Source organism: Streptomyces sp. NBC_01017, assembly GCF_045162795.1.
Taxonomy (GTDB): Bacteria; Actinomycetota; Actinomycetes; order Streptomycetales; family Streptomycetaceae; genus Streptomyces; species Streptomyces machairae.
Genome location: NZ_CP108683.1, coordinates 6960877 through 6984768 on the forward strand (window position 1 = coordinate 6960877; position 23892 = coordinate 6984768).

Genomic DNA, 23892 nt, shown 5'->3' on the forward strand with positions numbered 1-23892 from the left:
TACCTCCCGTGTCGGGTACGCCGCAGCGCGCCCGTGTCGGGAGTCGCTACAGCAGTCGGTCAATGACCTCGGCGAGGTCGCCGAGCCGGCGAGGTGCGTCGCCCCACGTGTCGCCCGTGACCGCGATGTACCGGCCCGTGCCGTACAGCTCGACCGTCCCGGTCCCGACCGTGATGCGCCGGCCGTGCGGCAGCTCGCCGAGCCCCCAGACGTGCAACCCGTCGCCAGACACCGACCGCTCGACCCATGTCGGGCCGGCGGCGTCGAGAATGCGCTGCGCCCACGGAGCGACCCGGTCGCCGTAGAGGCAGTGGTCGAGGTCGAGGCACACGACGCCGTCGCCGTTGAGGACGAACCCGAGCCCGGCGCCGACCCGGCTCGCCGCGGCGTCGCTGTACCGCGACCATGTCTCGGGGTCGGTGCTGCTCGCCGTCTCGCCGGTCACCGCGACCGGGACCTTCGTCGAGGTGCGCCGGACCCAACGCGGCCGGCTCGTGAGCTCGCCCGGCAGGGTGCGGCGCCGCGCGCGATGCGCCGCCATGCGGCAGCGCGTCGAGCAGTACCTCGCGTGGCGCCGCGCGGTGATCGGCAGCGGGGCGGGGCAGTGCTCGCAGGTCGGCGTCGGCATGCCTCTATGATACCGCAGTTGTTACGCTTTTAGCGCTCTGACCTGCACATTTACCAATCGTTGATTGGGGTCGAGGGGCTGAGAGGCGCTGTACGGTGCCCACCCGCCGCGCCATCGAATCAGCCTCCCCGACCCCTGCCCGCACCCCTACGGGCAGCCCAGGGGGCGCCGTGCCCCCAAATCTCGGCGTTTCATACGCACGGAGCGCCACAGCACCTCCCGGAGCCCAGACGGGCGGGGGGAGGGGAGTCACCCCCCAGGGGGGCGGGGTGCTCGGCTCGTCCGGGTCGTCGACGAGCTGCTCGTCGGGTATCTCGTCGTGCCTCGCAGAACTGCGCTCCGATTTGGTACGTCGCAGCGCTCTGACCTGCGGGTTTGTGCATGTCTCTGCAAAGTCGCAGGTCAGAGGCTTGTCGTACGGTCCGGCTCGGCTGGTCGTCATGAACGGTCGTCATCGGCGGTCGACGAGCTCGGCGGCCGCGATCCGACTTGCACATATCCGCAGGTCAGAGGCTTGCGACTCGCGCGTGCGGTGCTCGATTTGGTCGCCCGTCTCGTACTTGCTCGGTCGCTCATCAAATCGAGGCGCTCGCAGCAGAGTTGCGAACCGTTGACCTGCGGGTTTGTACGTCGCCTACAGCAGACCGGGATGACGCTCGGTCGGTCGCCACCGGGTGACGCGCGGTGCGGCGTTGCCCTCACGCGAGCTCTTGATCGCGTGGTGTTCGTGGCACAGGGCTTGAAGGTTGGTCAGGCTGTGGTCGTTGCCGGGCGTGATGTGGTCGACGTCCGTCGCCCTGCGTCCGCACACCGTGCCGCCCTCGCGCCATCGGCACCGGTGTTCGTCTCGGGCGAGGACGAGCGCGCGCAGCTCGGGCCAGTCGGGGGGTAGTTCGAAGCGGCGGGTACTGCCTTGCCAACCCCCGGTCATCTGTCGGGGTCCTGCGGGTCGAGGTAGTCGGCGGCAGCTCGGAAGAGAGCGGCGAGTGCGGGTCGTGCGTCGGGTCCGTCGAGCTCGATCGTGCCGATCTCTGTCTCGGGTCCGTCGCCGGCACGGATGCGTACGGGGAGCGTCACCGTGTCCGGCACTCGTCGTCTCCTTCGTCCTCGAAGTCGGGCTCGGGGTCGGCGCGCTCGGCGACGGAGTCGAGCGCGATGCGGTCGAGGTCGCGGCCGAACCCGAAGCGCTGCGGCGCCGCATGATGCGGTGCGGGCATGGCGTCGAGCAGCCGGCGGGCGGTGCGTTCGATCTGCCGCAGCAGCGGCGCGTCGTCCGCGGTGCCGTCGGTCCTGATCTCGACCTCGCGTGTCCCGTCCGTGAGGCGTACGCGCATCACGTGTTCCTCTCGGCCGGAGGTGTGCCGCGCAGCACGGGGCGCAGCCAGCAACCCGCACTTGATCGTGTGTACCGCACTGCGCGGTGTCTGGGGGTGGAAATGCGAGCGCCCCCGCGGCCGGGCCGGCGGGGGCGTCGAGGGGGTGCTGCCCGTATCCGGGCAGGGGTCGTCTGTTCGGCCAGGGTGCGACATGTGATCGCTTACGTCAAGTCACGACGCGTACGGCGTGCGGGCGTTGCGCGCTCGCGCGCGAGGGTTGCGGTACGTCTGCTCTCTACGCCCGCCCCCTCTTGGGAGTGGAGTGGATAGGGGCACGCGCGCGCGTAGTCCCGAGGGAGTCCCCGGGGGACACAGCGTGTTGACCTGCGTACTCGTCCGGCGATCGCAGATTTTTCGCGCGTGAATCGTCGACGAATCCTCGGCGAAAGTGCTGCGAATCGTCGACGAATCACCGTGCGAAGTCGGGCTCTTCGGGCTCGTCCTGGTCGACGAGCTGCTCGCCGTACAGCTCGGCGTACGACATTCCCCAGCGATGTGCATCGGCTGTCGCGGCCGCGACGTTCTCGAGCGCCTCGGCCGACGTGATCCCGGCGTACATCAGCGCTCGGCGCCGGGGCGCTCGGCCGGCACCGGTGCGTTCACCTTGACCGACCGCAGCTTGCCCCGCAGGGTGACCGCGGCCGCGACCGTCTCGTCGCCCTGCGCGCCGTTGCCGTACGCGTCGGCGACGAACGCCGACAGCTCGTCGAGGGTCATCGGCCCGTCGGCGCCTTCGTGTTCGATCTTCTTCGCCATGGGTCCGATCCTCTCGTACGGGCGCCCCGTCCGGCAGTCCCGGACGGGGCGCGGCGGCCGCGGTGCGCTACTTCTGCGGGGTGCCCGGTACGGGCTTTTCAGCGGTCTTGAACCACCCGCCGCGGCTCGCCTGATAGGTCGTCTCGTGCTGCTTCTTCTGCTCGTCGGTCATCTGGTCGCGCAGTTCGGACATGGGGACGCTGCGACGGAACTTAGGCATGATGGGTCGTCCTGTCTCTTCTGGGATAGGTGACCCGGGGCGGTCGGGATGCCGGCAAGCTGTCGGCCGCCCCGGGGTAGAACACCCCCGGTAGAAGGGGGTAGATCGAGGTAGATCGGCGGTAGAACCGCAGGTAGACCGGGGGGTAGACCGCTACGCGGCCGCCTCGCTGTCCTCGGTCGGGGTAGGGGTGTTGAGAGCCGGAATGTCGTCCCGGTGGACCCCCCACGCGACCGCCCACTTACCGGCCGCGTCGCGCACCTTTACGGACCGCCGACAGGGGATGTTGAGCGCCCCCAACTGCGCGCGCACTTCGGCCACTCCCCAACCGGGCAAGAGCCCGGGCTTGTCGAGCCCCTCGGCGAGGGTCGAGAGGTGCACTCCCTTCGCCTCTCCGATCGAGGCGACGACGTACTCGACGAAGGCTTGCTCGGCGGCCGCGCGGCGCTCTTCGGGGGACTGCTCGGCGAGCTCGTCCTCGGCCGGCTCGTCGACGTCCTCGGCGGGGCGCTTGTGAGTCGATTTCCACGCGGCCGCGACGAGCCCGGCGAGCAGCAGCCACAGCAGCCACGGGAAGCGCCGGACGAGCGCCCACGCGCCATACCCGAGCGCGCCGACCACGACGAGCCGGAAGAGCGGCCCGAGCGCTGCTCGCCACCCTTCGAGGTCGTCTCGCCTACCCTCGCGAATCCAGCCGGTCACGCCGTCGGCGAGGCGCTCCCATATGGCCTCGCTCCCCTCGGCGAGCCATCCGTCGGTGTTGCGGGCGGCGACCTTCGCGGCCGCCTTCGCGATCTGCTGCTTCACAGTGCATCAGCCCCTCGGCTGAGCACCTCGAGCACCTTCGCGCCGGCCCAGTTGACCGAGTCGGGCCACCAGCCGAGCAGCGCCGCGACACCGGGCAGGAATCCGAGGATCGCGAAGGTCACGAACCCGCCCATGATCCGACGCTTCTCGAGCTTGCCCGCCGACTTGTACAGCACGACGACGCCCACCAGGATCAGGCACGTGATCACGCCGCCCTCGGGCGTCAGTACGCCCATGCGGCCCGTCGGCATGGCTGCGGCGCCGCTCGTACCGGTCGTCGTCTCAACGCCCTTACTGCCGACGCTGGAGAACAGACCTGCGATGCCCGAGGCGCCCCACCCGAGGGCGCCCCCGACGCAGATCGTCGACAGCGACCCGAGCGCCGAGCCGGCGCCGTAGGGGATCAGTTCCTTCGGGTCTCTGTTCCCCTTCCACCACTTCCGGACGTTGAGCCACAGGATCGCGAGCCCGACCGCGACCCCGCCGAGGTTGACGGCGACGTTCATCGGTGAACCCCCGTGATGATCACGACGACGTCGAACCAGTCGGCGGCGCCGACGAACCCGAAGAGCGTCACGGCCGTTGCCCACAGTGCGAGCAGACTGCGGCGCTGCACGAAGCGCCGCACGGCGATGGCGAAGGCGCCGGCCGCGAGCGCGTACCCGAAGGCGGGGTGCATCTCGCGCGCCTCGCTCGTCATGTACGCCCATGTGACGGCGGCGCTGTAGCCGGTCCACGGGATCGGGATCACTGCGGCGGCGAGGGCGCCGACCGCTTTCCACGGGCTCACGAACCCGGTGACCGAGCCCCAGAGTCGTTCCCACCGGCCGGGCTCGGGCTCGGGCTCGGGCTGCTCGGGGTAGACGAGCTCGACGGTCACGTGATGCTCGATCGGGCCCGGGTCGGGCGCCGCTACGGGCGGGGGCGTCGTCGGGGCTGTCGGAGGGGGCGGGGGCGGCGCGGCGGTGCGCCACGGGGGAAGGTTCGGGGTCCCGTGCGGCGCCGCGGGCAGCGGCGGGGCGGTCGGGATCGGTGTCCCGGCGGGATAGACCGCGCTCGGGGTGACCTCTTTGGGCATGGCTTCCTCAGCGGTACAGGCTCGCGCCGAGCGCGAGAAACGTGAGAATGACGCCGGTCGTTCCGGCGACCGGGCCGGCGTACAGACCAGGGGCGCGGCGGGGCGCGATGCGGACGAGCCCGACGAACGCGCCGGCGGTCGAGACGGCGAAGTAGGCGACGAAGAACACGGCGAGCACGGCGGGCCCCCTCGGGCTACAGATAGGGACCGTTCGGCTCGGGCTTCGTCCTCGGCTGCGGCTTCTGCGCGTCGCGCGAGTTGACCGTGCGCACGTACCCGTCGGTCGTCTCCCACCCGCGGCGGGTGAGGTGCTCGGCGATCTGCGCGGAGTTGAGCGCGGGCAGCACATCACGGACGCGCCGCACCGCATCGGCCTTCGACAGCCCCGATACGGCGAGGGCGGCGTCGACCGTCTCGTCGATGATGTCGAGAACGGTTCGCTTGTCCTCGCGGGGGCGCTGCGGCTCTTCGTCCGCGGGGTGCGGCGCGACGGGCGGTACAGGGTGCTGCGCCTCGCGGTGCGGCGGTGCGGCGGGCACCTGCGGCGGGGGCGCATCATGCGGCAGCTCGGCCGGCGCCGGCGCCGCGGCGATCTGCTGCGCGACCGCAGCAGTCGGGCCGAACACCGCGGCGTGATACGCCCGTGCGCCTTCGAGGCGCCGCACCTCGACACTGAGCGCGCGCTCGGTCGCGATCTCCTGCCGGCGCTGCGACAGCCACGACTGCGCGCCCTCGCCGAGCTTCACCCGGTAATGCCGCATCACGACGAGCCATAGCCCCTTCGCGATGATCGAGACACACCCCCCGATGTAGCCGGCCGGGCGGTCGTCTCGCACATAGCCGTGCGCCACGATCGCGGCGACCGCGGCGGCGAGCGCGATCCATCCGGCGATCCGGGCGTACGTCGCGCGCTGCTGGTCGTGACGCTCGATCCACTCGATCGCCATGCACGCGAGCCATGCCGAGTCGAACACCGCGGCGGCGCCGTACGCGATGCCGGCGACGACGACCGAGGCAAGCAGATCGCCGATGCTGGCCGTTGACCACGTGATCGACAGGGCGGTGACGGCGACCGCGACGACGACGACACCGATCATGAGCGCCCCGTCGAAGTCGCGCGGGGGCACGGGCACGTAGTCGTAGTAATTCTCGGGTGTCTGGCGTGCCTCGCCGTCGATTGTCGTCGTCACCATGCGCCGGCGCTTGACGCGCCGGTACCGGACGCCCGGGATCATCGGCGGCGGGGTTTCGTCCGCCGGCGGGTGGCTACGATTCTTCATGGATCAGGCTTCCTGTCACTCTCGCAAGGGGGGCGGGGGCGGGTCCTGCGCCCGGCCGGTGCTGCAATCACCGGCCGGGCTGCTTTGTGTCAACCGGCGTCGGGCTCGGTGAAGCAGTCTTCGCATGTGCCGGCCGGCTGCTCTTCGTGCTCGGTGCACAGCACCGCCCAGCGGTACAGCGGGTCGTCGGCGGGGTGCTGTTCTTCGGCGTTCATGCGCGCGGCCGCGTCCGACGCCTGCACCGCGCAGTCGAATTGATCGACGCAACCCTCATCAGAGAGCACACCGACGCTCGCGGTCGGCTGCTTCGTCTTGCACGCCTCGACGGGCTTCGTACGGTCCTCGGGGCGCTCGTAGAACCCGTGCACACACCGCGGCTCGCCGAAGTCGACGGCGTCGAGCGGGCTCTGCCTGATCGGCGACTCACCGGGTCCGGAGACGCCGGCGGCCGCACGTACGACGGCGTCGAGTCGGTCGATCACGTTGACCGGCTCGGCGGGCGAGGCTGCTGCGGCCACGTCATACAGTCGGTCGATCGCGAGCGCGTCCCCGTGCAGCTCGTCGAGGTCCGGCGCGTGCACGTCGAGCAGCGCGACCGCGACGGGGCGTACCGCGCCCGTCTGGTCACCGTCGACGACGACGCCCACGTGCCCCGCGTCGTTCTGGAGTCGCGTAACCGTCGCGTTCACCGTGTGGCGTCCGACCGCGTACGTGACGCGCTCACCCACGCGGGGACCGTCCAGCGGAGCGACGGGCGTCAACTCGTCGACGAACGGTCGACCTCGCCGGCCGCATCCCTTGTCACCCTCGACCGCGTCCCAGTCGACGCCGATGTACTCGCGACCGTAGTTGGGGTGTTCCGGCAGGGTGACGCGCCCGACGTCGACACCGTTTACCGTTCCGTGCCGCCCCTCGGGGGACGCAACGCGGGTCCCCTTCGGGAAGTCAGCAGCGGTGCGGGCGGCGGGGGCGTCGATCACCGCGGCGACGGCGGCCGCGCGGGTGTCCCTTCCGCGGACAACGGGCGTGCGCTTGTCGCCGTCGATCCGGTCGACGTTCCACGCGCCGGCGCCCGAGGCGTATCGGTGTGCCCTGTAGGTCTTCCCGTCGTGTTCGAAGCGGTAAGCGGGGTGACCGCCGGTCGTGATCTTCGTGAACTTCGGCATCTGCATTGCGGCGCCTCCCGGGGCATCGTGTTGCGCCCTAATGTACATCGCGTCTTTATGTACATCAAGTCTTCATGCGCATCAGGGCGCGTTGATAAAGTGAGCGGCATGGACGAGAACGCGACGGATCACCCGATCGTCGAAGCGCGCGCGAACCTGAGCGACTTGCTTGCGACGGTCCGAAAGCTGCGGGTCGTGCGGTACCTCACGAGTCGGGGTAAGCGGCAGGTGGCGCTCGTCCCCGTCGACCTCGGCGAGCTCGTCGAGCAAGTCGGCGGGCCCGAGAAAGCGGTCGAGATCCTGAGTCAGCACGCGCCCAAGTAGCCGGCCGCGTCACCACTCGAGCGCCGCTGTCGCCCCAACGCACGGGACGACAGCGGCTTTTGCGTGCCTACGTGCCGGTACCGCCCGCGGCGGCCGCGGTGCGCTGCCGTCGCCGGGCCAATGCGCGCACGGCTCGGTGCGCAGCAGCGGCGAGGGCGCCCTCGAGCGACGCGAGCTCGTGCGGCGCCGCCCACGTGCGGCGCCCCTCGACGATCGGTACAGGGGCGCCGCACTCTTCGCCGTTCTCGCAGGTCACGGTCGACGCATCAGTGCCGCCGCGGTGCATCGTCAGTGATGCGCCGCAGTACGGACACGGGCGATCCATCGGAAACTCGCGGCGCCGGTCATTGCCGATCGTCCGCTCGATACGCCGAGCCGCTTCACGAGCGATACGGCCGATACGCGCGCGCTGCGCATCGTCGATTGGCGTGCACGGACCCGGGGCGCCTTCGAGCCGGTCGATCAGCCACTCGGCCGCCCGTACCGCGCTGCGGTCGCCGAGGTTGTAGTGCCAGCGTTGCGGGTCCGCTTCGTCTCGGGCGGCGAGCAGCGCGAGGTCGAGACCGACCCGGTCGCCCGGGATCGACCGCGACAGTCGCTTGATCGGGGCGCGCTGCACGGCGGCCGCGATCTCATCGGCGACCGTGCACAGCGCGACCTCGACCGCGCGGCACGCGTCGACGACGTGCAGCCGCAACGGGGCAGACTGCTCGGCGAGGGCGAGCGGCTCGCGCTCGGGGCGGGCGGCCGCGTCCTGGTCATGCTCGCCGGGGCGGGCGAGCCACTTCGCCGGCGTCATCACCGACTCGGCGGCGCGCTCGGCCGCGTGATGCTCGTCGAGCTGTCGCAGGTAGTCGGCGACGTCCTTCGGCGGGGTCCATACAGCGGGCGTCGACGTGTCGACCAGGGCCCGCAAGTGCTGCCAGTGGTCGACGACGACGCGAAGGTCGTCGGCAGCGGTGCGGGTGTTGCTCGTCATGGCCGGTACTCCTGATCTTGCTTGGGCGTAGGGTGATCTGTCCCGCGAAGGGGGGCGGGGCGCCCCGGCTGCTGTCCGGCACGGGGACGCCCCGCTGCTATGGGGCGTTGTCGAGCTGCGCGACGCCGCGTTCGAAGCGGCTGCGGCGCGACAGGGCGGCGAACGCGTTCGGGGGTGCCGGCACAGTCACCGCCCCCTCGAGCGCCGGGCCGGCGGACCGTAGGGCGACTGCCACGCCGGCCGGCGCCGAGCCGGCCGGGACCGCGGGGCGGCCGGCTGCTCGACCTCGACGACCGGTACCAATCCGAAGTCCTCGGGCTGCCCGACGGTCGACGTCTCGAGGATCGGCCGCAACGCGGCGAAGCACCGCTCGGCCACGGACCGGACCGCGGCGAGCAGCGCCGCGACGTTCTGCCCCTGCAACGCGGCGAGCACCTCGAAGGCGGCGCGGTGCACGAGCTCGTGATGTTCGCCCCGCTCGCCGCGCCGGTAGACGTCGACGGCGTCGCGCGCGGTCGGCTCGTCGAGCCCGTGCGCGTCGACGAGTCGCTGCACATGCAGCTCGATCGCCGCCTCGGCCGCGGTCGTCATCGGCTCGCCTGCCCGATCGGCATGAACCGAGCGATCTGCCGGATTGCTGCCGCCTCGGCTGCGTCCCACACGCGACCGAGGTCGTCGAGGGCGCGGCGCCGCGCGGCCATGATGCGGTGATGCGCGGCGACCGCCTCGGGCAGCGACGCCGGGACGTCCTCGCCGACCTCGCGCCGGATGCGGCCGAGAGCCGCGGCGTCGAGGATCGCGTCGAGCTCAGCGAAGTGGCGCGCACCTCGGTTCGGCTGCCGGTGTCGCCACTTGCGGACGTCCTCGAGGGCGGCGAGCAGCCGCTCGTCGGTGTGCACGGAGGGGTACAGCGGTGCGAGCACACAACGGTCGGCGTAGGTGTGCTGTTCGGCGCATGCCGAGCCGCAGCTCGGGGCGGTTGTGGTGCTCTCGGTCATGGTTCCTCGCTGTGGTGCGTGGGGCGGTCGGTCAGAAACCGGGGAGATCGGTAATCCCGCGATCGCGGGCGTTGGGGAACGGGCGCGCGCGGCCGAGCTGGGGACTGACGGCGTGGGAGTAGCCGGCGAGCGGGTCGGGCTCGATCGGGTCCTCGAAGTACGCGGCGAGTTGCTCGTCGGTGAGCCCGTCGATCACCTCGAGCTGCTCTTCGTCGAGGTCGGTCGGGTCGTACGTGAAGGCGCTCACGGCGTCGGCCCGTTCGTGCGGGCGAGGTAGCCGAGCACCGCGGCGAGCACGACCTCGACCCGGGCGTCGTGCCGGTTTGCGATGCAGCGGCACGCGCCGGGCCGGCCGCACTGCGGGCAGCGCACCGGCTTGCCGAGCGCTATGTCGATCACGCGGCGCAGGGCGTCGGGCGCGTCCGCCGTCGGCGCCTCGCCGGTCACCTCCTGGTCGAGGTACTCGACGTCGGTCGCCCCACCGTGGCCATGGATGAGCTCAACGGACGTGCGGCCGCGGTCCCAGAACACGAGCGAGGGGTGTTCGCCGCGCCACCGGACCGACGCCGTCCCGTCGGGCCACTCGACGCCGTCGGCGACGTTGCCGGTACCGCTCACGCCCGACACGTCGACGTGCCGGCGCAGCACGAAGAGCCGGGGCGGGGCGAGTTGCTCGTCGGGGCGCACTATCCGGGCCCCGATGTACTGCGGTCCCTCGGCGAGATCGTTCTCGGCGGTCATGTGATCTTTCCCTTCGTCAAGGCGCTACGCGGACCGCAGGGCGGTCGCAGAGTGGTCGGCCGGGGTTGTGGTGCTGTCGGGGGTGCGTTCGTCCCTCTGGAGGGCGCACAGCGGCGCGGCCGTGATGTGCCAACCCAGGGCCCGCAGCACGCGCACGGCTTTTCGGGCCTGCGCTTCGGGCGACGCGTCGGGGTGCTCGGCGAGCATGTCCTCGATCGCGCCCGCGATCACCGCGGCGACGGCGTCGCAGATCTGTCGGCGCTCTCGTTCGGCGGCGTTCATCGCTTGACCTCGCTTCCTGTCCGGTCGAGGCGCCGTCGGCGCATCTCTTCGCGGGCACGCAGGTACTCGTCGTTAGGGCGGCCGGGCGAGACACGCACCGACGCCGCGCGCAGCTCGGGCAGACCGCCCGGGCGCACGGTCCCGGCGAGCACCGCCTCGCGGCGTGCGCGCAGCGCTGCCCGGTAACCCGCTTCGTCGTCCGGGTCGAGCTGCGGGTAAGCGCAGGGCTCGAAGGTGTCCGGCAGCCGCTCGAGCCGCTCGCGGCCGACCTTGCGCCACCGGGTGGCAATGTCCTTCGGCATGACGGGAAAGGCGCTCTCGGCGTAGTGCTCGCCGATCGCCCGGCCGGCGAAGTCGAAGGGCACGTACCGCAGCGCGGTCGACCAGAGCATGAGCTGCGCCGCTTGCTCGTCCTCGGTCGTGCGCAGCACGCGGTCGTCGATCCGGCTGATCAACTCGAAGAGCTCGAGCGTCTCGGCGGGGGTCATGCGCCGCCCCCTTCGACGCGCCGGCGCAGTGCCTCGAGACTCGCGCGCTGCTGCTCACCCTTCGTCGGCCCGCGCCCGTGGGCACGGGCACCGGGACCCGCGAAGGGCACGACGTTGTCGTGCTGCTCGGGTCGCTCGCGCTCGGCCCACTCCTGCCACCGGGCACCCCACGCGGCAGCCGTACGCCCGTCGGCCGCCATGCGACGCACGAACTTGCGCGTCACCTCGGCGAGCTGCTCGTCGGTCAACTGCTGCCGGCCGGCGTCGACTCGGGCAAGCTGCGCGGCCGCGACGTCGTCCCTACTCGGCCGCCAATCGGCGGTGATCGCAGAGAGAGCCGGCTCGCTCGCGCGCGAACTACCCGCAGCTTCCTCTCTCTCCTCAACCCCCCTCTTAGGGAGTGGAGTGGAGGGGAGTGGAGCACGCGCGCGCGAGGTCCCCGCACTGTCCCCGGGGGACGTACCCCCGTGACCTGCGTCGTCGTGAGAATCGGGGGTGTCTTTCGCGGGCGAATCGTCGTCGAATCCGTCGTCGATCGCGTCGGGATCGTCATCGAAGAGCGAGCGATTCCGCGACGGACCGCCGGGCCCGCCGTCGCCGCCCCCGCGCTGCCGGCGCTTCTTCTCCGCGGCGCGCTGCCGGCGCTGCTCGACCTCGGCTCGCAGCGGGTTGCCGTTCGTCCGGTCGTGATAGTCGTGCATGTAGTAGTCGCCCTCGGCCGGCTGCGGGCAGCTCGGGCAGATGTGCCCGTGCGGGTGCCACAACCCGACTTTGACGAGCTTCGAGATCTGCGGCGTCGTGCCGTACATGTCCGCGACCAGTCCGGGCACGACGCCGTCGGTCAAGTGCTGCGCGACGTACGAGCCGCAGCGCAGCCACAGCCCGACCGCAGCATTCCCCGCCTTGATCATCTTGGGGTGCGAGTGAGCTTTGTCGTCGACGTTGAACCAGGGCATCGAAGCCTCTCAGTGGTGAGCAATCCGGCGGGAAGGTGTGGTGCGGGTCCCGCGGCCCGCGGGTGTCCGCGAAGGCGCCGCCGGGGCGGTCGAGCAGTGATCCACAGGTGTGGATAAAGGGAGTTGGGGGCGCGCGCTGCGCTCGGGCCGGCCGCATCACTGCTGCCCGTCGCGCGAGGCTCGGCGCCGCTCGAGGTGCTCTTCGTAGTCCGCCTCGGTCGGCAGCAGCGCGAGCACTTCCTGCACGGCTGCCTCGACGTCGGGCTGCCCGAGCTCGTCGAAGGTTCCGTTCTTGCTGCGCCGGCGCATCATGGCGCGCATCACCTCGGCGACGCGCTTCGCCTCTTCGTCGGTCTCGGCCGCCTCGGCGCTCGTGATGCGCACCTTCACGACCGGGTCTTTGTCCTCGCCTTCAGCGTGCCCGACGAAGCTCTTCGCCGTGAGCCGCACGACCGCGAACACGGACGTGCCCGGGTGCTGCCACAGTCCGCGGCGCTGCTCGGCCGTGAGAGCGGCTTGCAGCCATGTCGCATTGCTGTCGACCTTGACCTCGGGCAGCTTGCCCGGCTCGATCTCGTGAGGCATGGGCACTACTTCCTTCGCTTCCGTGCGTGTTGCTTGCGGCGCTCGCTGCGCAGGGCGGCAGCCGCTCGTACGTGTTCGTTGGGGCACTCGTCGCGCATGTGCCGCTCGGCCCGGATCACGAGAGCCTCGACCGCGTCGTATCCGAAGGCGTCCTCGGGCGGCCGGCCGCACGAACACGCGAAGTCGGCGGCCGCGAGGTCCTTCGCCTTCGCGTGGTCGAGCCGGACCCGCAGCCCGTAGCCCGGGTGCGGGAGTCCGATCGTGGGGCCGGCGCCGTTCATGGCTGCTCGGCCTCGAGCGCCTCGCGCTGCTGGTCGTCGAGCAACCCGCAGCCTTGCCAGAAGTCGACGAGATCGAGCTGCCCTTCGACCGCCGGTACCGGCCGGGCGCCGGCGACGTCCTCGAGCGGCCGGCGCGGCGGGGTGACCGCGGTCCCGGGGATTGTGGGGGCGCCCGGCGCGGCGCGGCCGCGCCTCACTGGTCGACCCCCAACACCCATCGCTGCGGCGACAAGTTGGGCCATGGCACTACGGCGAGCCGCTCGCGCTGCGCCTTCGGCAGCTCGAAGAGCGGTACCCCGTAGGCGTCGTGTCCGGCTGCCCGCAGCCACCAGCCGTCACAGCGGTCGCCCTTCGGGTCGTCGGGGAACTTGACGCCGGCCGCGAGGTACGCGGCGGCCGCCATGTCGTCTTTCGACGCGCTGCCGTTGTCGGCCGCGTAGCTCTTGAGCGTCGCCGGCGACAGGTAGACGTACGGCACGCCGGCGCGCAGCAGCACCGCGTTCACGACGCCGTGCACCTTGCCGAGCGCCTTGACCGCGTTCGGCCGCATCCGGGTCGGCATGTCCTCGAGCACCGCGACGTCGGGCCGGTGCTCGGCGACGAGCTCGGCGACCGTGTCCTCGATCACGAGCAGCCGGCGGTCGCCGTCGCGCTGCCGTGTCTTGATCCGGCCCGTCGACCCGTTCGGCAGTCCGTAGCCCGTCGAGACGATCGACAGATCGAGCCCGAGCACGCGCAGCGCGCCCTCGAGTACCGCGGGGTCGACGCCCGCCCGGGCCGGCTCGAGCAGCCCCGGGACCCCGGTCACTTCGCGCCCTCGGCGAGGGGGGCGAGCGGCCCGTATAGCGCGTGCACGATGTCGAACGACTGCACGGTGACGCCGTTGTTCGCCCGCAGCAGCGGCGCGCCGCTGCTGTCGAGGGTGCCGTGCCAACGCCACTCGGCGCCGTACGCGTCACCCCAGGTAAGGGACAGGTCCCACGCGTGCCCGTGCCCGTCGGTCCACACCTTCGCCGACCGGTCGAGCCGGCCGCCTTCGCCGAGCAGCAGCACGTCGGGGCGCTCGGGCGTCGGGTTCGGCGCCGCCGGCGGGAAGCACGGGAAGGGCGGGTGCGATGCGCGCAGCCGGGCGGCGAGCCGCTCGAGCACGTCGGCGGCGCGTACGGTGCAGATCTTGCCGGTCTGCACCTCGAGCCGGCCCTCGCGATCGACCAGCACGACGAGCGCTTGCTCGTCCATGTCGACAAAGCGGTATGCGTCGGTCACGCGGGTACTCCCTTGCTCTCTGTGTCCTCGACCCATGGGCGAATGGGCCAAGAGCCGTCGACGACGGCGGTCGGGTCGTTCTTGCGGAAGTGGCTTTGCAGTCCCTCGGCTTGCTCGGCGGCGAGGCGTACTTGCAGCTCGTGCAGCTCGGCCCGGGACAGACCGCGCAGCTCGTGAAACCGCGGCCGCCGCGCAGTCCGGATCGACTCGGGCCAGTAGCGGCGCGACATGTGCGCGAGCGTCCCGATCTGCTGAGCGATCCGGGCCGACATGAGCGCGTCGTACTTGCAGCCGTGCGCCGCCTTCGCGTCCCACCCGAGCCCGTAGACCTGCGCGAGGGTGATGAGCTGCCGCGCGCCCTGGTCGGCCGAGGGGCGCCGGCGGTACGGCAGCGCGTGCGTGTCGAGCACTCGTGTGTCGAGCACGTGCAGCGGCCGCTCGCCGAGCCGGTCGAGCAGCGGCTCGCGGTCGTAACGGCGCAGCTCGCGGTCGAGCACCGTGAGGTCGAAGGGCACGTTGTGCCCGACGAGAGCCATCCCGTCGCCGAGCCACTGCGCGAGCTGCTCGGCAATCTGGTCGGCGACGTCGGCAGCCGGCTCGCCTTCGGTGCGAGCTTGCTCGGTCGTGATCTTGTGTATGGCGGTCGCCTCGGCCGGGATCTCGACGCCCGGGTCGGCGAGCCACGTGCACGGGATATACGAGCCGAACCCGCCGCACCCGACGACAGCCGCGGTCACGATCCGGTCGCGCTCGACGTCGGTCCCGGTCGTCTCGAGGTCGAAGGCGGCGAGCCGGCCCGTGTGCCACATCACCGGGCACCCCCGCCCGGCTGCGCCGTCTCGGGCCACGCGGCCGCGGGGTACGCGGTCGGGGGTTCCGTGTCGCCCTCGACGACCTCGACGTCGTACACGCCGTCGGCGTCCGGGCCCGGCTCGTCGTCGCCCTGGTCGTCGTCGACGACGCCCGTCCGCGGGTCGACGCCGGCCTCGACGTCCTCGGCGATCTGCTTGAGGTCGGCGAGCAGCTCGTCGGAGCCGTGCCCGGCCGCGCGCGCCCGGTGCCAGACCTGAATCACGGCGGCCGCCGTCGTGCACTCGCGTGCCTCGGCGAGGTAGTCGGGTCGCTCGGCCGGGCCCGCCTCGAGTGCCGGCCGGTCGACGAGCACGGCCGGGTTCAACGCGGCCGCCGTCGACAGCGGGCCCGACAGGGCGTGACGAAGCGCCGGAATCGTGGGGACGAGCATCACGACGGGGAAGTGCTTCGGCCCGGTCGGGCGCATCACTTCCCGCTGCTCGATCCACAGCCGGACGGGCATCATGCTCTTGCCCTCGGTCGCCTGTAGCACCGTGTCGACGCCGCCCGCCATCACGTCGGCCGCGTAGTGGCTGTGCGTCTCGAGCCGCCAAACGCCGAGGTCGGGCATGTCCGGCAACATGACGCCGATGCGCGAGGTCGTCTTGCAGACCGAGCCCGGCTCGACGTCGTTCTGCAAGTGCCATTCCTCGCCGTACTCCGCGAGGCACAAGCACGGGCGCCGGCTGATCTTCTCTGTCACGCCGTCACAGCGGCGTGCGCAACCCCCGCCCGACCACAGCTCGTACGACACCGACAGCGGGTCGCCGGCCGGCATGATCGCGTGCAGCTCGCGCGCCTCGGTGATCACGCGGTACTGCGCGACCTTCGAGCCTTGCGGGGTCCACTGCTCGACCTCGCCGCCGTACAGCTCGGCCGCCTTCGCGACGTACTGCTCGGAGTGCGACGACAGAAGGAACGTGCGGGAACGGACCGGGATCGGCCGCCCCTTCGGGTTCTTCGGGTTGGGGCGGCTGTAGCCGGTCCGGATGCGGCCGAGCTCGGCGGCCTGTTTCTTCGCGTTGAGGATGCGCGATCCCATGGTCACGCTGCCTTTCGGGACGGTGATCCCGGCGCCCAGGGCGGCAGGATCGTCGGGTACGCGCTCGGCGCGTTGTGCAGATAGCGGGCGTTGGCGAGCGCGCCGAGGAACGCCCGGAACACCGCGCGGTCGCTCGGAAGCTCGATCAGCCGGAACCCGCGCGGCCGCAGGTTGAGCACGGCCGTACGGCGCGGCCGAGGCGCCGGCACTTCGGTGTCGTCCGGCAGCAGCGCGACGGGCGCCCACCGGTACGCGGCGAGTTGATAGGGCTGCTCGGCGTAGACCGTCGTGACCGGTTTCTTCGCCGACGTCTTGTAGTCGATCAGCCACAACTCACGGCGGCCGCCGGGCCCGGTCGGCAGCCACAGCCACAGATCACCGGTGCCGGCGTAGCCGTAGCGGCGGTGCATCACCGTCGTCTCGACCGCCTCGACGTCGCGGTCGAAGTCGACCCGCCAGAGACGGAAGAACCGGGCGAGCTGCCGCGCGTACGGCTCGACCTCGGGGTCGGCCGCGGACGGCGAACCGATCACGATCGCGTGCGCCCGGCGGTGCACGCGCGTACCGAGGTCGGCCGCCGACTCGCGGCGGGCGTTCGGCAGCGCGACGAGCTCGCGCCGCAGCGCGGTCGGCTCGGTCCGGGCACGGCGCGCGACCGCGATCGGGTCGGCGATAACGGCGTCGGCGACGAGCCCGGCGCCCCACGGCACGAGCGCCGGCTTGTGCACCGACGAGCCCGTGATGTTCGTTACCGAGATCAGGTCGGGACCCCCGGCGGGGTCGGCGTAGTACCGACCCCGCTCGGTAGCGACCGCATGCTTCGGGTCAGTCACAGCTCGATCGCCCCTGCGGCGGCCGCGATTCCGTACCAACGCACGCCGGCGAAGTACGCGCCGACACCGGCCCGACGTACAGCCCGGTCGATGCTCTCCTCGGACACGGCACGCGGCACGACCGGGTTCGGCGCCGCGATCGCCGGCACGTCAGCCGGCCCGCTCGCCGGCCGCCGAGCAGCGTCACGCCGGTCGACTTCCTCGAGCTCGAGCTGCGCCTCGAGCAGCCCGGCGGACATGGGCAACCCGTCTTTGCGCAGCAACTCGGCCACTTCGCGAAACGTCGCTTCGCGCACGAGCCGGCCGTACGCCTCGACTTGCTCGCCGATCAGCAGCGGAACGGTTTCCGTACGGCGCTCGACCGAGGCGCTCATGCCGCATCACCGGGCGCGTCCGTGTTGAGCAACGCGACGAGATACTCGGCGAGCTCGGCCGACTCGACCTCGATCGCCGGCTCGGGGCAGCAGTCGTAAACGCTGCCGTCGGCCTCTTCGTGCTCGGGGTCGTGGCAGACGGGGACGATCGCGGTCGGTTCCTCGCCGGCGATCGTGAGGAACGCGGTACGCCACTTCGGCAGCCCCTCGCCGCCCCACTGCGCGGCGGCCGCGGCGCGCGCTTCGTCGAGAGTCCGCATCAGGCGTCACGCCTCTCGGCGACGGCGAGCTGCTCGATCGTGAACGACCCGCCGTTGTTCATGCCGGCGAGGATGAACCCGGTCATCTGCTCGAGGTCGACGTGCACCTCGACGTCGCTCGACGCGAGGTACGGCCGGACGTCCTTAGCGACGTGCTCGGCGAGTCCGTCGGCGCCGATCGCCCAGCACTCGAGCGGCGCCGGCGCCGGACGCCCGCCGCGGCCGCCGTGCCGACCGACCCGCTCGTACGTGACCCGGAACTGCGTTTGTGTAGCGCCGGGTTCGGCCGCCATCTCGTCGAGCGAGGGCGTCACGAGCGCCGCCTCGGGGTCGCGCGGCTCGTGCCGACCCGCTTGCCAGTCGGGCCCGACCGCGAGCGCGATCTCGCGCAGCGTTTCGTCGGTGATGTGTCCGGTCATGCCGGGTCGTCCTTTCCAGTACGGGAGTTGCGAGGGCGTGCGGGGGTGAGGGCGCCGGCGAGGATCAGCAGCAGTCCGGCGGCCGCGCCGCAGCCGAGGGTGTTGAGCACGTCGAGCCAGTCGGCCGCTGTCACCGCGGACGCCGAGGCGAGTCGTTGAGCGCCTTACCGAGCAGCGCGGGCACGCCCTCGCCGACGAGCCGGGCGCGTACGCCGCGGTACGTGAAGCGGGCGACCAGGGCGCCGCCGATCGCGCGACCCTGCGCGTCGTGCACGCCGAGCGCCTGAGTCCAGCGGCGCCAGTCGTCGAGCGAGCGAGGACGGACAACGAAGCGCACCTCGCCGTACGCCGCGGTCACCGCCGGCTCGCCGGGCATCTCGGCGACCTCGGGCTCGGCGAGGTCGGCGGCCGCCTTCGCCTTGCGGCACTCGACGAGCGAAGCGACGGCGGCCGGGCTCGGCCCGGGGCGGCGTCGGCCGGGCGTCGCGAAGGGGTCCGGGCGGGTGAGCAGCCCGGCGTCGTCGAGCACGGCAGCGGCGTCGACGGCGGGGTCGGCCGCGGCCCGACGCATCACGGCGTCGATCAGGTCGGCCGCGGGCAGCACGTGCGGGTTCGTGGTCACCGGGCACCCCCGGGGCGCAGCTCGGCGAGGACGTCGACGCCCTCGGCGACCGCGGCGTGCACTCGGATCGGGACCTTCGAGCCGTCGCCGCGTACCGGCGTCTCGGTGCGCAGCGTCCACAGCGTGACGCCGTCCTCGCGGCTGCCGCCGGTCGGGACGAGCTCGCCGCCGAGTGCGTACATCCAGCGCCCGAGGTCGCGAGCGTCGATCACGGTGACGTGCACGACGTCGGGGCGCGGCGTGAAGGTCGCCGCGGGGAGGTTGAGGTAATCGAGCATCGCGCACACCGCGAGCTCGTTGCCCGCCGACCGGTCGAAGTCGGTGAGCTCGTGGGGGCGTTCGGTAGGCTGAGCGCTCAAGGCGACCGCCTCGCTTTCTGCTCTGGTTAGTGGGGTGCGAGCCGTAAGGGGTCGATCCGGATGCCGGTCCGGGCCGGCCCCGACTCGCGTCGGGGGTCAGGCGGCGGTGCTGCCTCGGCCGGCGTCGTACTGCTCGAGCTCGGCGCGCGTCGCCGCCGTGCGCTGCGAGCGCCGCATCTGCGCCTTGATCCGGCGGGCGGCCGCCGACCGGGCGGCGAGCTCGGTGAAATGCGCCTTACGCATTGACTCGGCGATCTGCTCGATCTGCTGCTCGGTCGCCTCGGGGTTGGCCTTGCGCGCCATGTCGAGGAAGCGAGTCCAGTGCGACGCCTTACGCGCGGCGGCGGTACGGCCGGGCCGGTCCGTCGTGACCGCCCAGCTCTTGTGAGCCGCGATCCGCATTCGCAGTGAGCGCTCGTCCGTGTTCATCGCGTGTTCCCTCCGTGCTGTCCGTGCCCACGGGCGTGGGCAGTGGCTTAAAAAAGAGAGCGCCCCTGTGGACGCCGAGCACTCTGCATATGTCGTCGGCCTTTGCGGCGCTCACCGTGGGGCGTTCGCCCGACAGCAGCATGCCGACTTTCGACTTCGACAGACCGACTCGCTTGCCGAGCTCTTCGATCGTGATTGACCCGCTCGGCGCCCGTTCCATCAGCTTGCGCAGCGTCTCGCCGTCGTGCAGATGTACGCGGGCATCGGGCATGAGCGGTCCTCCGTTGAACTGCCCACGTTCGTGGGCAGCACCACTAAAGCACACCGCTTGAGCGGTGTCCACGAACGTGGGCAGGGACCGAATACGTCAATTTTCGGTACGAGTTGCTGTCGACGCCCCAGGACTGCCCGCGATCGTGGACAATGAACCGCACCGGGCAAATGGTTGTACGCGATGACCTGCTATTTTCACCTCTCGATCGCACGGGCGGTGTGGAATCGAACGACGAGACGGAGAGGTGGAACCATGCTGGAGCAGCGCGACGCACTCACCGAGCTCGTTAAGTCGCAGGTCGGCGAAGGGAAGCGCTGGAGCACGCGCGAGTTTGCCGCGGAAGCGGAAGACCCGGAAACGGGTTACGCGCCCGGTAAGAGCCTGATCGCGAAGATCATCAACGGCGATTCGTACCGGATCACTCCGACGCTCGTCTCGGCGCTCGCCGCCGGGCTCCGGCTGCCTCGCCCCGTCGTCGGCGCCGCTGCGCACCTACAGATGATCGGGTACACCGCCGAAGAGCTCACCCAGGGCGCCCCGGCGACGTTGATCCGGACGCTCGACGCCGGCAGCGACACCTCGAAGGCTCGCGCCGTCGCCGAGCGGTGGCAGATCGAAGCTCAGACCGAGGCATAGACAGCGATTTCTTCGCTCGTTTCGTTACTCCCCATCACCCGATCGGGTGAACGACCCCTGTGACCCAAAGTTACAGGTGTGAACCCTGCGCATGCGGTGCATTCGGACGTAAGGTGATCTGACCTCGCGCGTTTCGAACGCTTGTGCGAGTCTGGCGTGTCCAGATTCACCGGCGGGTTAGGGGGTCAGATGGCAGAGGTGCACGTCGAAGAGGTCGAGCTCGACGACGGTACGCCGATGATGTACAGAGACTTCGGGTCGTACGTGCGGCTCGCACATGACCCCGCGCAAATGGACGAAGCCGCAGCCCTCGCGCTGCTATGCGTACGAGTGCCGCGGCTGATCGGAGATCTCGAGATATCCCGCCCGGAGCCTTGAGCTCGAGGCCGCACTGCAACGCCCCGCACGACCGGGTTCGCCGACACCGGTCGCCGGGGCGCAGTCTTGTTCGAACGCGCTTACATGAGCCGGTCGAGCGGACTGTTTTTCTGGTGCGCGATCCTCGCCCGCTCGGTCCCGGCCGACGCGCCGTACCGGGTGATCATCTCGCGCGACGACCAACCCGTGATGCGCATCAGGTCGTCGTCGCTGCCCCCCGCCAACTTCCACTGATGGGCGAAGGTGTGCCGGAACTGGTGAGGGTGAAGCGGCGGGATGCCGGCCTCTTCACACCTCTTCTTGAGCATCTGCCCAACACCCCAGACGGTGAAGCGGTGGTACACGTGCCGCCGGTCGGCGCCCCACCACAGCCACATATCCTCTTCCAGGGGCTTCCCCTTGTGCTTCGCCGCCGCTCGCAGGTACCGGTCGAGCGCCTGAGCCGTCGTCCGGCCGAACGGGACCGACCGCCACTTGCTCTTTTTCCCCAGCACGCGAAGCACGTTGAGGTCGAGGTCGACGTCGCCGACCTTTCGGTCGGTGCACTCCGACAGCCGCACCCCCGTGTCGAGGAAGAGGAAGAGCAGCGCCGCGTCGCGGCGTTCGGCGTACCCCTTGCCGCGGACGGTCACAAAGAGCTTCTTGAGGTGAGCGTCGGGGATGATCGGCACCTCGACCTCGGGCAAGCTCGGGGGCTTCATGCTGCGCATGGGGTGCAGATCGAGCTCTTCCTCTTCAACCAGCCAGTTAAAGAGGGTCTTTAGCGAGCGGTAGTGGTTGTGGGCGTTGCTCGGGCTCGTGCGCTGCATGGTCGCCGTGACGTACGCCTCGAGGTGCTCGCGGTGAATCTCCTCGAGCTCTTCGGGCGCCGGCTTCGCCTTGCTGTCGGCCGGCTCGTACTCCTCGAGCAGAAAGTCGCGGAACTTGTTCGCCGCGTTCGAGTAGATCCTGACGGTGTTGTCCGAGAGGTTCCGGGCGCGCAGAGAGCGCAGCCAGCTAGCCACCATCGGACCGAGGTCATATCGCTCGGTTGGCATGAACTGATGGTCGCGCCCATGGGCGTGGGCAGTCAAGGCGCTTGCTGTCACAGCGATGTGCTTCGGGCCAGACAGAAAGAAGACCAGCGTTTCCGCTGGTCAGAGGGTGTGTGCGCCCCCGGCAGGACTCGAACCTGCGGCCAAGCGCTTAGAAGGCGCCTGCTCTATCCACTGAGCTACGGGGGCCGGTTGTGGTGGCCTCGGTCGTGGTGCGCCCGGGTGTGGGCTGATTCCGTGACGTTGCCGGGGACAAGGATAGGGCTCCCGCGTCCGTGTCCCTGTTGCTTCGCCTCCGTGGCTCGATGTGGAGGTTCGGTGAAGCGGTCCTGATAATCGCAGGCAGGTACGAATCGTGCACCGCTTTTGGCCTCTCGCGCCCCGGGTGTTGTGCACTCGTTATGCCTGGACTGTGCCTGTGTCCCAGTCGTCCCTTCCATCCCTTGTGTCCCGTCGGCGCGCAGACATGCTCATATGCTTCAGAATTCCCCTAAAATTGGGCATTCTTCGCATGTGGTGACCTTGGACGTACGGCCTCAGCTGCTCGACGCACTTTCCGCCCTGCGCGACCGTGTCGCGGCCGCACGCTTTCCGCTGCCCCTGGCGGGGGCGCCACGAGCGCGTGCCAACCGCGACGAACTGCTCGCACAGCTCGACGACTATTTGGTGCCCCGCTTGAGAGAGCCCGAAGCGCCGCTGCTTGCCGTGGTGGGCGGATCGACCGGGGCGGGCAAGTCGACGCTCGTCAACTCGATCGTGGGCCGGCGCGTGACCGAAGCGGGAGTGCTGCGGCCGACCACGCGAAATCCCGTGCTGGTCTGTCATCCGGACGACCATCGCTGGTTCAGCGGGGTGAGGGTGCTGCCCGACCTCACGCGCGTGTGGATGCCCCAGCAGGATCCGGCGGAGGAACTGATGGCACCGGGCGAGGATTCCGCGCGCGTGCTGCGGCTCGAGACCGCCGACACGCTGCCGCCCGGGCTCGCCCTGCTCGACGCGCCCGACATCGACTCCCTGATCGCGGACAACCGAGCCCTCGCGGCCCAGCTGATCTGCGCGGCCGACATCTGGGTGATGGTCACGACGGCCGCCCGGTACGCCGACGCCGTCCCCTGGCATCTGCTGCGCACAGCCAAGGAGTACGACGCCACCCTGGTGACCGTTCTGGACAGGGTTCCGCATCAGGTCGTCTCCGACGTGTCCCGGCAGTACGGCGCGCTCCTCACCAAGGCCGGACTCGGCCACATCCCCCGCTTCACCGTGCCCGAGCTGCCCGAGTCGGCCTGGGGCGGCGGGCTGCTGCCGGCGACGGCGGTGGCACCGCTGCGCACCTGGCTCAGCCAGCAGGCCCAGGACCCGGGGGCACGGGAACACGCCATCATCCGGACGGCCAACGGTCTGCTCGACTCGCTCAAGGTCCGCATGCCCGAGCTGGCGAACGCCGCCGCCGCCCAGTACGCGGCAGCGCTACGGCTCACCAGCGCCGTGGACAGTGCGTACGACAGCGAGTACGCGCGCGTACGGAGCCGGCTGCAGGCCGGTGCCGTGCTCGCCGGCGACGCGCTGAAGCGCTGGCGCGCCTTCCCGCTCGACTGCTCCGCCAGCGAGCTGCTGGAGTCGCTGGTGGAGAGCCTGAGCACTCTCCTGCTGTGCGCCGTCACCGCCGCCGACGAGCGCGTCGACGACGCCTGGCGGCGCGAACCGGCCGCCGCAGCCCCCGAACTGACGGGCCGCGACCCACGGCCGTCGAGCGTCGAACACCGCATCGGCATGGCCGTACGGCGCTGGCGCAGGGAACTCGAGGAGTACGCGGAGGACGAGGTGAGCGTCCTCGACCGCAGCGTCGCCCCCGATTCCGAGGTCGTCACCGCCCTCGTCGCCACCGCCCTGCTGGGCGGACGCCGGGCGCGGTCGGCGGGGGAGGGGCTCGCCGAACGGATCGGCGCGCACGGCGCGCTGCGGCTGCGCGACCGGGCCGGGCGGCTGCTCACCGAGCACCTGGACCGGGTCATGCACAACGAACGCGAGCGACGGCTCGCCCCGCTCGACGCCCTGGAGGTCCATCCGGAACCCCAGGCCGAACTCATCGCCGCGCTGTCCGTACTGCAGAAGGAGAGGTGACCGGTGACTGCCGTCACTGACCAGGACCACACGGAACACGCCGATCAG

Annotated in this window: 42 protein-coding genes and 1 tRNA gene; 4 read left to right on the top strand and 39 right to left on the bottom strand. The window is 71.0% G+C overall.

Annotated elements, in window-relative coordinates; translation table 11 throughout:
• Nucleotides 1-46 precede the first annotated feature (46 nt).
• The 13 genes from OG331_RS32005 to OG331_RS32065 form a co-directional block, all read right to left on the bottom strand.
• Nucleotides 47-628, bottom strand: coding sequence for a bifunctional DNA primase/polymerase (locus OG331_RS32005; RefSeq protein WP_406202612.1), 582 nt, complete (start codon nt 626-628; stop codon nt 47-49).
• Nucleotides 629-1262: 634 nt separating this feature from the next.
• Nucleotides 1263-1559: an HNH endonuclease gene (locus OG331_RS32010; RefSeq protein WP_406202614.1), complete on the bottom strand. Its 297-nt coding sequence runs from the start codon at nt 1557-1559 to the stop codon at nt 1263-1265.
• Nucleotides 1556-1717, bottom strand: coding sequence for a hypothetical protein (locus tag OG331_RS32015; protein WP_406202616.1), 162 nt, complete (start codon nt 1715-1717; stop codon nt 1556-1558). The genes OG331_RS32010 and OG331_RS32015 overlap by 4 nt, the downstream gene beginning before the upstream one ends.
• On the bottom strand, nt 1702-1962 hold the full coding sequence (locus tag OG331_RS32020) for a hypothetical protein (protein WP_406202618.1): 261 nt from the start codon (nt 1960-1962) through the stop codon (nt 1702-1704). The genes OG331_RS32015 and OG331_RS32020 overlap by 16 nt, the downstream gene beginning before the upstream one ends.
• 451 nt (nt 1963-2413) lie before the next feature.
• A complete protein-coding gene (locus OG331_RS32025; RefSeq protein WP_406202620.1) occupies nt 2414-2563 on the bottom strand; it encodes a hypothetical protein in 150 nt (49 codons plus the stop codon).
• Nucleotides 2563-2760, bottom strand: a complete 198-nt coding sequence (locus tag OG331_RS32030; protein ID WP_406202622.1) for a hypothetical protein — start codon at nt 2758-2760, stop codon at nt 2563-2565. The genes OG331_RS32025 and OG331_RS32030 overlap by 1 nt, the downstream gene beginning before the upstream one ends.
• Before the next feature lie 67 nt (nt 2761-2827).
• Nucleotides 2828-2980, bottom strand: coding sequence for a hypothetical protein (locus tag OG331_RS32035; protein ID WP_406202624.1), 153 nt, complete (start codon nt 2978-2980; stop codon nt 2828-2830).
• Nucleotides 2981-3133: 153 nt separating this feature from the next.
• Nucleotides 3134-3787 carry a hypothetical protein gene (locus OG331_RS32040; RefSeq protein ID WP_406202626.1) on the bottom strand — a complete coding sequence of 218 codons (654 nt, stop codon included), beginning with the start codon at nt 3785-3787 and terminating at the stop codon, nt 3134-3136.
• Nucleotides 3784-4293, bottom strand: coding sequence for a hypothetical protein (locus tag OG331_RS32045; RefSeq protein ID WP_406202628.1), 510 nt, complete (start codon nt 4291-4293; stop codon nt 3784-3786). Before OG331_RS32045 ends, OG331_RS32040 begins: the two co-directional genes overlap by 4 nt.
• On the bottom strand, nt 4290-4865 hold the full coding sequence (locus OG331_RS32050; RefSeq protein WP_406202630.1) for a hypothetical protein: 576 nt from the start codon (nt 4863-4865) through the stop codon (nt 4290-4292). Before OG331_RS32050 ends, OG331_RS32045 begins: the two co-directional genes overlap by 4 nt.
• Before the next feature lie 7 nt (nt 4866-4872).
• Nucleotides 4873-5043: a hypothetical protein gene (locus OG331_RS32055; RefSeq protein WP_406202632.1), complete on the bottom strand. Its 171-nt coding sequence runs from the start codon at nt 5041-5043 to the stop codon at nt 4873-4875.
• Between the two features lie 16 nt (nt 5044-5059).
• Nucleotides 5060-6145, bottom strand: a complete 1086-nt coding sequence (locus tag OG331_RS32060; RefSeq protein WP_406202634.1) for a hypothetical protein — start codon at nt 6143-6145, stop codon at nt 5060-5062.
• Between the two features lie 89 nt (nt 6146-6234).
• Nucleotides 6235-7317, bottom strand: coding sequence for a hypothetical protein (locus OG331_RS32065; RefSeq protein ID WP_406202636.1), 1083 nt, complete (start codon nt 7315-7317; stop codon nt 6235-6237).
• Nucleotides 7318-7419: 102 nt separating this feature from the next.
• Here OG331_RS32065 and OG331_RS32070 point away from each other — a divergent pair, with 102 nt between their 5' ends.
• Nucleotides 7420-7635, top strand: a complete 216-nt coding sequence (locus OG331_RS32070; protein ID WP_406202637.1) for a prevent-host-death family protein — start codon at nt 7420-7422, stop codon at nt 7633-7635.
• Between the two features lie 67 nt (nt 7636-7702).
• Here OG331_RS32070 and OG331_RS32075 read toward each other — a convergent pair whose 3' ends face one another.
• The 24 genes from OG331_RS32075 to OG331_RS32190 form a co-directional block, all read right to left on the bottom strand.
• On the bottom strand, nt 7703-8614 hold the full coding sequence (locus tag OG331_RS32075; protein WP_406202639.1) for a hypothetical protein: 912 nt from the start codon (nt 8612-8614) through the stop codon (nt 7703-7705).
• 186 nt (nt 8615-8800) lie between these two features.
• A complete protein-coding gene (locus OG331_RS32080; protein ID WP_406202641.1) occupies nt 8801-9205 on the bottom strand; it encodes a hypothetical protein in 405 nt (134 codons plus the stop codon).
• The gene (locus OG331_RS32085) at nt 9202-9612 is read right to left on the bottom strand and encodes a hypothetical protein (RefSeq protein WP_393599969.1); all 411 of its coding nucleotides are present in this window, start codon (nt 9610-9612) and stop codon (nt 9202-9204) included. The genes OG331_RS32080 and OG331_RS32085 overlap by 4 nt, the downstream gene beginning before the upstream one ends.
• Nucleotides 9613-9643: 31 nt before the next feature.
• The gene (locus OG331_RS32090; RefSeq protein ID WP_406202643.1) at nt 9644-9859 is read right to left on the bottom strand and encodes a hypothetical protein; all 216 of its coding nucleotides are present in this window, start codon (nt 9857-9859) and stop codon (nt 9644-9646) included.
• Nucleotides 9856-10353 carry a hypothetical protein gene (locus OG331_RS32095; protein WP_406202645.1) on the bottom strand — a complete coding sequence of 166 codons (498 nt, stop codon included), beginning with the start codon at nt 10351-10353 and terminating at the stop codon, nt 9856-9858. The genes OG331_RS32090 and OG331_RS32095 overlap by 4 nt, the downstream gene beginning before the upstream one ends.
• Nucleotides 10354-10377: 24 nt before the next feature.
• The gene (locus OG331_RS32100; protein ID WP_393599966.1) at nt 10378-10635 is read right to left on the bottom strand and encodes a hypothetical protein; all 258 of its coding nucleotides are present in this window, start codon (nt 10633-10635) and stop codon (nt 10378-10380) included.
• The gene (locus tag OG331_RS32105; RefSeq protein ID WP_406202647.1) at nt 10632-11123 is read right to left on the bottom strand and encodes a hypothetical protein; all 492 of its coding nucleotides are present in this window, start codon (nt 11121-11123) and stop codon (nt 10632-10634) included. Before OG331_RS32105 ends, OG331_RS32100 begins: the two co-directional genes overlap by 4 nt.
• On the bottom strand, nt 11120-12079 hold the full coding sequence (locus tag OG331_RS32110; protein ID WP_406202649.1) for a hypothetical protein: 960 nt from the start codon (nt 12077-12079) through the stop codon (nt 11120-11122). Before OG331_RS32110 ends, OG331_RS32105 begins: the two co-directional genes overlap by 4 nt.
• A gap of 156 nt (nt 12080-12235) precedes the next feature.
• Complete coding sequence (locus OG331_RS32115; protein WP_406202651.1) at nt 12236-12664, bottom strand: hypothetical protein; 429 nt, start codon at nt 12662-12664, stop codon at nt 12236-12238.
• A 5-nt stretch (nt 12665-12669) separates the two neighbouring features.
• Nucleotides 12670-12945: a hypothetical protein gene (locus OG331_RS32120; protein WP_356617837.1), complete on the bottom strand. Its 276-nt coding sequence runs from the start codon at nt 12943-12945 to the stop codon at nt 12670-12672.
• On the bottom strand, nt 12942-13142 hold the full coding sequence (locus OG331_RS32125; protein WP_406202653.1) for a hypothetical protein: 201 nt from the start codon (nt 13140-13142) through the stop codon (nt 12942-12944). The genes OG331_RS32120 and OG331_RS32125 overlap by 4 nt, the downstream gene beginning before the upstream one ends.
• Entirely contained in the window at nt 13139-13753 is a 615-nt protein-coding gene (locus OG331_RS32130; protein WP_406202655.1) for a crossover junction endodeoxyribonuclease RuvC, read from the bottom strand. Before OG331_RS32130 ends, OG331_RS32125 begins: the two co-directional genes overlap by 4 nt.
• Nucleotides 13750-14211, bottom strand: a complete 462-nt coding sequence (locus tag OG331_RS32135; protein ID WP_406202657.1) for a phiSA1p31-related protein — start codon at nt 14209-14211, stop codon at nt 13750-13752. The genes OG331_RS32130 and OG331_RS32135 overlap by 4 nt, the downstream gene beginning before the upstream one ends.
• Complete coding sequence (locus OG331_RS32140) at nt 14208-15020, bottom strand: exonuclease domain-containing protein (protein ID WP_406202659.1); 813 nt, start codon at nt 15018-15020, stop codon at nt 14208-14210. The genes OG331_RS32135 and OG331_RS32140 overlap by 4 nt, the downstream gene beginning before the upstream one ends.
• Nucleotides 15020-16105, bottom strand: a complete 1086-nt coding sequence (locus OG331_RS32145; protein ID WP_406202661.1) for a hypothetical protein — start codon at nt 16103-16105, stop codon at nt 15020-15022. The genes OG331_RS32140 and OG331_RS32145 overlap by 1 nt, the downstream gene beginning before the upstream one ends.
• Nucleotides 16106-16107: 2 nt before the next feature.
• The gene (locus OG331_RS32150; RefSeq protein WP_406202663.1) at nt 16108-16938 is read right to left on the bottom strand and encodes a hypothetical protein; all 831 of its coding nucleotides are present in this window, start codon (nt 16936-16938) and stop codon (nt 16108-16110) included.
• Nucleotides 16935-17312 (bottom strand): hypothetical protein, encoded by a 378-nt coding sequence (locus OG331_RS32155; protein ID WP_406202665.1) that lies wholly within the window; start codon nt 17310-17312, stop codon nt 16935-16937. The genes OG331_RS32150 and OG331_RS32155 overlap by 4 nt, the downstream gene beginning before the upstream one ends.
• Complete coding sequence (locus tag OG331_RS32160) at nt 17309-17572, bottom strand: hypothetical protein (RefSeq protein WP_406202667.1); 264 nt, start codon at nt 17570-17572, stop codon at nt 17309-17311. The genes OG331_RS32155 and OG331_RS32160 overlap by 4 nt, the downstream gene beginning before the upstream one ends.
• On the bottom strand, nt 17572-17991 hold the full coding sequence (locus OG331_RS32165) for a hypothetical protein (protein ID WP_406202668.1): 420 nt from the start codon (nt 17989-17991) through the stop codon (nt 17572-17574). The genes OG331_RS32160 and OG331_RS32165 overlap by 1 nt, the downstream gene beginning before the upstream one ends.
• Nucleotides 17988-18125: a hypothetical protein gene (locus tag OG331_RS32170; protein WP_406202670.1), complete on the bottom strand. Its 138-nt coding sequence runs from the start codon at nt 18123-18125 to the stop codon at nt 17988-17990. The genes OG331_RS32165 and OG331_RS32170 overlap by 4 nt, the downstream gene beginning before the upstream one ends.
• Nucleotides 18122-18613, bottom strand: coding sequence for a hypothetical protein (locus OG331_RS32175; RefSeq protein ID WP_406202672.1), 492 nt, complete (start codon nt 18611-18613; stop codon nt 18122-18124). The genes OG331_RS32170 and OG331_RS32175 overlap by 4 nt, the downstream gene beginning before the upstream one ends.
• Entirely contained in the window at nt 18610-18972 is a 363-nt protein-coding gene (locus OG331_RS32180) for a hypothetical protein (RefSeq protein WP_406202674.1), read from the bottom strand. The genes OG331_RS32175 and OG331_RS32180 overlap by 4 nt, the downstream gene beginning before the upstream one ends.
• A gap of 96 nt (nt 18973-19068) precedes the next feature.
• Nucleotides 19069-19401 (bottom strand): hypothetical protein, encoded by a 333-nt coding sequence (locus tag OG331_RS32185; RefSeq protein ID WP_406210930.1) that lies wholly within the window; start codon nt 19399-19401, stop codon nt 19069-19071.
• Nucleotides 19304-19672 carry a helix-turn-helix domain-containing protein gene (locus tag OG331_RS32190; protein WP_406202676.1) on the bottom strand — a complete coding sequence of 123 codons (369 nt, stop codon included), beginning with the start codon at nt 19670-19672 and terminating at the stop codon, nt 19304-19306. The genes OG331_RS32185 and OG331_RS32190 overlap by 98 nt, the downstream gene beginning before the upstream one ends.
• Nucleotides 19673-19927: 255 nt before the next feature.
• Here OG331_RS32190 and OG331_RS32195 point away from each other — a divergent pair, with 255 nt between their 5' ends.
• Both OG331_RS32195 and OG331_RS32200 read left to right on the top strand, forming a co-directional pair.
• On the top strand, nt 19928-20311 hold the full coding sequence (locus tag OG331_RS32195) for a hypothetical protein (RefSeq protein WP_406202678.1): 384 nt from the start codon (nt 19928-19930) through the stop codon (nt 20309-20311).
• Between the two features lie 189 nt (nt 20312-20500).
• Nucleotides 20501-20689, top strand: coding sequence for a hypothetical protein (locus OG331_RS32200; protein ID WP_406202680.1), 189 nt, complete (start codon nt 20501-20503; stop codon nt 20687-20689).
• Nucleotides 20690-20769: 80 nt separating this feature from the next.
• Here the strand turns inward: OG331_RS32200 and OG331_RS32205 are convergent, their stop codons facing one another.
• Both OG331_RS32205 and OG331_RS32210 read right to left on the bottom strand, forming a co-directional pair.
• Nucleotides 20770-21726, bottom strand: a complete 957-nt coding sequence (locus OG331_RS32205) for a tyrosine-type recombinase/integrase (RefSeq protein WP_406202682.1) — start codon at nt 21724-21726, stop codon at nt 20770-20772.
• Nucleotides 21727-21839: 113 nt separating this feature from the next.
• Nucleotides 21840-21912: transfer RNA gene (locus OG331_RS32210), tRNA-Arg, on the bottom strand.
• 324 nt (nt 21913-22236) lie between these two features.
• Here OG331_RS32210 and OG331_RS32215 point away from each other — a divergent pair.
• Nucleotides 22237-23844: a dynamin family protein gene (locus OG331_RS32215; RefSeq protein WP_406202684.1), complete on the top strand. Its 1608-nt coding sequence runs from the start codon at nt 22237-22239 to the stop codon at nt 23842-23844.
• Nucleotides 23845-23892 lie beyond the last annotated feature (48 nt).